Origin of the sequence: Streptomyces colonosanans, from assembly GCF_001866645.1 — a bacterium.
Classification (GTDB): domain Bacteria; phylum Actinomycetota; class Actinomycetes; order Streptomycetales; family Streptomycetaceae; genus Streptomyces; species Streptomyces colonosanans.
Map to the genome: position 1 here is coordinate 1 of NZ_MLYP01000117.1, position 6363 is coordinate 6363.

The window sequence follows — 6363 nt, forward strand, 5'->3', positions numbered from 1 at the left end:
ATTGCCGCCGGGCGGGGGCTGATTGCCGCCGTCGCCCCCGGACGGCGGAGGCTGCTGTCTCCTGGACGGGTCGTTGTCCGGGTAGCCCTCTGAGCCGGGGAGCGGCGGTTCGGTGCTCATGGCCCGAGTCGACCGCGAACCCCCCGGCTCCGCATCCGTACAGGGCCGTCCGGGTCAGCCCGCCACGAACGTGTGTGCTGCCTTGTCGTGCCAGCACTGGCGCCAGGGGCGGTCGAACAGGCACCACAGGACACCGACGACGCCGATGAGCAGCAGACCGAGAACGCTGTAGACGAGCCAGCGGACCAGCGCCCGGCCGAAGGCCGGCGGCTCGTGGCCCTCGATGTCCTGCACCTGAAGGCCGCACAGTCTCTTGCCGAGCGTGCGGCCCCACCGGGCGGTGGGCAGCACGTCGTAGAGGACGCCGAAGCCGAGGAACACAGCAAGCACGATGGCGAGGTAGGCCGTGGTGGTGCCGTCGAGCAGCCACACGGTGACGGTCTCCCCGGACAGCTTGGCCGCGTCGATCTTGTCCTGGACGTGGTCGATCGCCTTGGTGCCCAGCGGTACGGCGGCCGCGCCCGTGACCGCCGCCAGGACCAGGGTGTCGAGCAGCCGGGCGGCCAGCCGCTTGCCCAGGCCCGCGGGCCGGGCCGCCGCCTGTGCCCGGGCGGCCGCCTGGAACGGATCCTCCACCGGCGGCTTCCACGGTGCGCCGGGCCGGTCGCCGTCGGTGCCTGGACTCGCGAGCCGCTGCACCTGCTGCGCCCAGGAGGACTGACCGTCGCCTGGAGCGCCGGTCACGGGCTTGTCGGTGGACTGCTGGGGAAGGCCAGGGGCGGCGGACTGCTGCGGAAGCGGGCCGGCCGGACGCTGCGGGGGCAGCCCCGTCGCGGGCGCGGACGGCTGCGCAGGCGGTGGGGCGGTGCGCTGCGGGACGGGGTCCGGCGCCGGGTGGGCCGCCGCCTGAGCGCTCGGCGTACGCGCGGCGGGCTGGCCCGTACCGGAACCGGCCGCCTCCGTGCTTCCGCCCTGCTCCCCCGTGCGCGGGGAGAGCGCACGGATCGTCAGGGTGCCCTCGGTGGGGGCGGGGCCGCTGGTGGCGGAGGTGCCGCGGCTCCCGGTGCCGGCCCCCTCACCCCGCGTCGGCCGGCGGAACACGACCGTGCCGTCCGAGGGCGGGGAGGAGTCGGCGGGCGGGATCGTCGCGGTGCCGTCCGTACGGGGCGCGGTGCCGTCGGGGCCACCCGAGAACGGCAGCCGCGGGTCGGCGCTCTGGGGCGCGCCCCACGACACCCGGCGGTCCTGGTCGCCGCCGAAACCGGACTGCTGGGAGCGCTCGGCGCCCCAGGCCGGGGCGGGCTCCGGGCGGCTGTCGTGCAGGTCTTCGGCCGGGTTCACCCGACCGGGCTCGTCGACCGGGTCCTCGTCGAAGAAGTGCGGCCCGGTCTCCTCGACCGAGGGCTGCGCGGGACGTGCGCCGGGCGGCGGAGGCAGCGGGCGGCCGTCGGTGGGCGCGGGCCGACTGGTGCCCGGCACCCAGGCGGCGCCGTTCCAATACCGGACGTATCCAGGAATGGATGGATCCGGGTAGTACCCCTCGCGGGGCCTGTCGTCACCGGGTGCCGGAGTTGGGGCGCTCATGTCCGTCGTCCCGTATCTGCTCGGGGGGTTGTGTGGGCATCCACATCTATCAGACCCGCGCACCCGCCACGGCCGGTCCGCCCGTACGCGCCCCTTTCCGGGCGACACCGTGCACACTCTCCGCCCGGCCGGAGGACACCGAGTGAGCCGTGGCGGAGGTCAGAAGAGCTTGCCCGGATTGAGGATGCCCAGCGGGTCGAAGACGTGCTTGACCGCCCGCTGCATCTCCACGCCCACCGGCCCGATCTCGCGCGCCAGCCACTCCTTCTTCAGGATGCCCACGCCGTGCTCGCCGGTGATCGTGCCGCCGAGTTCCAGGCCGAGGCCCATGATCTCGTCGAAGGACTCGCGGGCGCGCCGGGACTCGTCGGGGTCCTGCGCGTCGAAGCAGACGACCGGGTGGGTGTTGCCGTCGCCGGCGTGGGCGCAGACGCCGATGGTGAGCCGGTACTTCTCCGCGATGCGCTCGACGCCCTCGATCATCTCGCCGAGTTTCGAGCGTGGCACGCACACATCGTCGATCATCGTCGTGCCGGCGGTCGCCTCCAGCGCGGGCAGCGACAACCGCCGCGCCTGGAGGAGGAGTTCGGATTCGGCCGCGTCGTCGGCCGGTACCACCTGAGTGGCGCCCGCGGCCTCGCACAGCGCGCCGACCGCGGCGAGGTCCGCCGCCGGGTCCGCGGTGTCGAAGGCGGCGAGCAGGAGCGCCTCGGTGGACTCGGGCAGGCCCATGTGCGTCATCTCGTTGACGGCCTTGACGGTCGTACGGTCCATCAGTTCGAGAAGGGACGGCACATGCCCGCCGTCCATGATCCGGCACACGGCCTCGCAGGCAGCGGCCGCGGAGGCGAACTCGGCTGCCAGGACCAGCTGTTGGGGCGGCTGCGGCTTCAGTGCGAGGATCGCGCGTACGACGATGCCGAGCGAGCCCTCGGAGCCGACGAAGAGCCGGGTGAGGTCGTATCCGGCGACGCCCTTGGCCGTACGGCGGCCGGTGGACAGGAGGCGGCCGTCGGCGAGGACGACGTCGAGGCCGAGGACGTACTCGGCCGTCACCCCGTACTTCACGCAGCACAGGCCGCCGGAAGCCGTGCCGATGTTGCCGCCGATGGTGCACGTCTCCCAACTGGAGGGGTCCGGCGGGTAGTACAGGCCGTGTTCGTTCACCGCGCGGGAGAGCGTGGCATTGATGACGCCGGGTTCGACGACGGCGATCCGGTCGACCGGGTTGATCTCCAGGATCCGGTCCATCTTCGTCAGCGAGAGCACGATGCAGCCGTCGGAGGCGTTGGCGGCGCCCGACAGGCCGGTGCGGGCACCCTGCGGGACCACCGGGACGCGCAGTGCGGTGGCGGTCCGCATGACGTGCTGGACCTGTTCGACGGTGCGCGGCAGCACGACCACGGCCGGGGCGCCGGCCGCGCAGAAACTCGCCATGTCGTTCGCGTACGAGGCCGTGACGTCGGGGTCCGTGAGGACGGCCTCGGCGGGCAGACCGTCGCGGAGGCGGTCGAGGAGGTTGCCGGTGACTTCGTCGCGCGGGGCTTCGATACGGCTCATGATCACAGCGTCGCACCCGGGGGCGGCGCTGTGAAGCCCGTCACCGCTAGGGCCGGTTCTGAGTTCCCCGTCGTCCGCGCGGAGCGCGGGCGCAGCGGCGTTCGGTGCGTGCGATCGGCGTGCGGTGTCGCAGGTCATGTGGCGGAGCCACCTGTCCTGCGACACCGTGCGGCATGGGGGTCCCCCTGCTCGAGCGAAGCCGAGAGCTTGGGGGAGTGCGTGCCGGGCGTCGGGGCGCAGACGGGGAACTCAGAACACGCCCTAGAGGCGCCCGCCGGGCGGTGCGGCCAAGTCGCCGCACCGCTGGACGCGCACCGGTGCGCTACAGGTTGCCGCGCTTCTCCTGCTCCCGCTCGATCGCCTCGAACAGGGCCTTGAAGTTGCCCTTGCCGAAGCCCATGGAGCCGTGGCGCTCGATGATCTCGAAGAAGACCGTCGGGCGGTCCTGGACCGGCTTGGTGAAGATCTGCAGCAGATAGCCGTCCTCGTCGCGGTCGGCGAGGATCTTCAGTTCCCGCAGAGTGTCGATGGGGACGCGGGTGTCGCCGACCCATTCGCCGAGGGTGTCGTAGTACGAGTCCGGGGTGTCGAGGAACTGCACCCCGGCCGCCTTCATCGCCCGTACCGTCTCGACGATGTCGTTCGAGTTGAGCGCGATGTGCTGGACGCCCGCGCCGCCGTAGAACTCCAGGTACTCGTCGATCTGGGACTTCTTCTTGGCGACGGCGGGCTCGTTGATCGGGAACTTGACCTTGAGTGTCCCGTCGGCGACGACCTTGGACATCAGCGCGCTGTACTCGGTCGCGATGTCGTCGCCCACGAACTCCTTCATGTTCGTGAAGCCCATGACCTTGTTGTAGAAGCCGACCCACTCGTTCATGCGGCCGAGTTCGACGTTGCCTACGCAGTGGTCGACCGCCTGGAAGGTGCGGCGCGCGGGCGGCTCGACGATCGGGGCGGCGGCGACGTAGCCGGGCAGGTAGGGGCCGTCGTAGCCGGTGCGCTCGACCAGGGTGTGGCGGGTCTTCCCGTAGGTCGCGATCGCGGCCAGGACGACGACGCCGTGTTCGTCCTTCACCTCGTACGGCTCGGTGACCGGGCGGGCGCCGTGCTCGACCGCGTAGGCGAACGCGGCGCGCGCGTCCGGGACCTCGATGGCGAGGTCGATCACGCCGTCGCCGTGCTCGGCCACGTGCTGACCGAGGAAGTCGCCCCAGGCGGTGGTGGCCTTGATGACCGAGGTGAAGACGAAACGGGCGGAGCCGTTCTCCAGCACGTAACTCGCAGTCTCGCGGCTGCCGTTCTCCGGTCCGGAGTAGGCGACCAGTTGCATGCCGAAGGCGGTGGAGTAGTAGTGCGCCGCCTGCTTGGCGTTGCCCACGGCGAAGACGACCGCGTCCATTCCCTTGACCGGGAAGGGGTCTGCCTCGCGCGCGGTGCCGGGGGTGTGCTGTGTGGTCTGCGTCATAGCGGCAGCCTCGCCCGCGTCCGCAAGGTGCGCAACAGTTTGCGTATCGGCTGGACAATCCGTTCAGTCCAATGCCCGAATCGGCGGGCGTTCTGTACAGGATGACCAACAGGGAGCGCGGTATGGCGATCGATCATCTGGATGCCCGGCTCATCGTGCTGCTGGCACAGGAGCCGCGGATCGGCGTACTGGAGATGTCCCGACGGCTCGGGGTCGCGCGCGGCACCGCACAGGCACGCCTGGACCGCCTTCAGTCGAACGGGGTGATCCGCGGCTTCGGGCCGCAGGTGGACCCGGCGGCGCTCGGCTATCCCGTCATGGCGTTCGCGACGCTGGAGATCCGGCAGGGGCAGGGGACGGAGGTACGGGCCCATCTGGCGACCGTCCCGGAGGTGCTCGAGCTGCACACCACCACCGGTACCGGGGACATGCTGTGCCGGCTGGTGGCCCGGTCGAACGCGGATCTGCAACGGGTGATCGACCGGGTCGTCGGCTTCGACGGCATCGTCCGGGCCTCCACGGCGATCGTCATGGAGAACGCCGTTCCGCTGCGGATCATCCCGCTGGTGGAGCAGGCGGCACAGGACCCGGAGAGGGCGTAGCCGGGGCGCCGCGGCACCAATGGGCCGACCGGTCCAAAGAGTTGGTTGCAAAGAAGTAGTTGCAACGAGTCCTTTGCAACGCTATCTTTGTACCCATGAACGAGCCCCAGGCCTCGCCGGTCCGCAGTATCGACGCCCGCTCGCTGCGCGGACTCGCACACCCGCTGCGGATGCGGCTGCTCGACGCCCTGCGCTTCGGCGGACCCGCCACCGCGTCCCAACTCGCCCAGAAACTGGGTGAGTCGAGCGGAGCGACCAGCTACCACCTGCGCCAGCTCGCCGCGCACGGCTTCGTGGAGGACGCGCCGGAACACGGCAAGGGCCGGGAGCGGTGGTGGAAGGCGGCCCACCGGGGCCTGGCCTTGGACGACGCCCTCCTCGAGGACGAGAACCCGGAAGTGCGCGGTGCCGCCGACCTCTACCTCCACGAGACCGCGACCGCGCAGTTGAGAAATCTGTCGACCTGGCTGGGCGACCGCCCCGCCTGGCCGGAGGAATGGAGGCGCACCTGGGACATGAGCAGCGCAACGCTGAAGCTGACGCCGGAACTCACCCGCGAACTCGTCGAGAAGATGCACGCCCTCGTCGACGAGTACCGCGATCTGGCCACCGCGGAGGACGACCCGCAGGCCGCGCAGGTACGGATCCACACGCACGCCTTCCCGATCACCACGGACTGAAAGGCTCCACCGATGCACGCCGAGACCCAGCTCGCCCTGCACCACACCCGCGCCGCCGACCTCCGTGCCCAAGCCGCCGCCCACCGTGCTGCCGACGAGGCCAGGCCCCCTCGCGACCTGCGCGTACGCCTCGGCTTGACCCTCGTCGAGGTCGGGCGGCGGATCGCCGCCGCGCCCCGGCCGGCCACCTGCTGATGCCCGGGCTGCCAGTGCCGGAGCACTGGTGCCGCGGCAGGCAACGTTCGCCCCGTCGCGACGCCCGGCACGCTCCCCCAAGCTCTTCGAGCAGGGGGTACCCCCACTCGCCGCGCCGACCGAAAGCCCAAGTACGTCCAGTACGAGGGCTTCCGTCCGGCACGCCGGTGGGGGCACCGCCCGCGCGAGCGAAGCCGAGCGTGGGGGAACGCAC

At 71.5% G+C, this 6363-nt stretch carries 6 protein-coding genes; 3 read left to right on the forward strand and 3 right to left on the reverse strand.

Annotation, left to right across the window (positions count from 1 at the left end):
• Window positions 1-174 precede the first annotated feature (174 nt).
• From BIV24_RS30100 to hppD, 3 genes are all read right to left on the reverse strand, one after another.
• Window positions 175-1644, reverse strand: a complete 1470-nt coding sequence (locus BIV24_RS30100; protein ID WP_071369638.1) for an RDD family protein — start codon at window positions 1642-1644, stop codon at window positions 175-177.
• Between the two features lie 159 nt (window positions 1645-1803).
• Window positions 1804-3210 carry an FAD-binding oxidoreductase gene (locus BIV24_RS30105; RefSeq protein ID WP_071369639.1) on the reverse strand — a complete coding sequence of 469 codons (1407 nt, stop codon included), beginning with the start codon at window positions 3208-3210 and terminating at the stop codon, window positions 1804-1806.
• Between the two features lie 316 nt (window positions 3211-3526).
• Window positions 3527-4672: a 4-hydroxyphenylpyruvate dioxygenase gene (hppD, locus tag BIV24_RS30110; protein WP_071369640.1), complete on the reverse strand. Its 1146-nt coding sequence runs from the start codon at window positions 4670-4672 to the stop codon at window positions 3527-3529.
• A gap of 122 nt (window positions 4673-4794) precedes the next feature.
• Here hppD and BIV24_RS30115 point away from each other — a divergent pair, with 122 nt between their 5' ends.
• The 3 genes from BIV24_RS30115 (at window position 4795) to BIV24_RS30125 (ending at window position 6149) form a co-directional block, all read left to right on the forward strand.
• A complete protein-coding gene (locus BIV24_RS30115; RefSeq protein WP_071369641.1) occupies window positions 4795-5274 on the forward strand; it encodes an Lrp/AsnC family transcriptional regulator in 480 nt (159 codons plus the stop codon).
• A gap of 95 nt (window positions 5275-5369) precedes the next feature.
• Window positions 5370-5954 (forward strand): ArsR/SmtB family transcription factor, encoded by a 585-nt coding sequence (locus BIV24_RS30120; RefSeq protein WP_071369642.1) that lies wholly within the window; start codon window positions 5370-5372, stop codon window positions 5952-5954.
• Window positions 5955-5966: 12 nt separating this feature from the next.
• On the forward strand, window positions 5967-6149 hold the full coding sequence (locus BIV24_RS30125) for a hypothetical protein (protein WP_071369643.1): 183 nt from the start codon (window positions 5967-5969) through the stop codon (window positions 6147-6149).
• Window positions 6150-6363: the final 214 nt, after the last annotated feature.

Coding starts and splice junctions, on each gene's coding strand:
- BIV24_RS30120 (WP_071369642.1), top strand. CDS start 5,370: ATGAACGAGCCCCAGGCCTCGCCGGTCCGCAGTATCGACGCCCGCTCG.
- BIV24_RS30125 (WP_071369643.1), top strand. CDS start 5,967: ATGCACGCCGAGACCCAGCTCGCCCTGCACCACACCCGCGCCGCCGAC.
- BIV24_RS30100 (WP_071369638.1), bottom strand. CDS start 1,644: ATGAGCGCCCCAACTCCGGCACCCGGTGACGACAGGCCCCGCGAGGGG.
- hppD (WP_071369640.1), bottom strand. CDS start 4,672: ATGACGCAGACCACACAGCACACCCCCGGCACCGCGCGCGAGGCAGAC.
- BIV24_RS30115 (WP_071369641.1), top strand. CDS start 4,795: ATGGCGATCGATCATCTGGATGCCCGGCTCATCGTGCTGCTGGCACAG.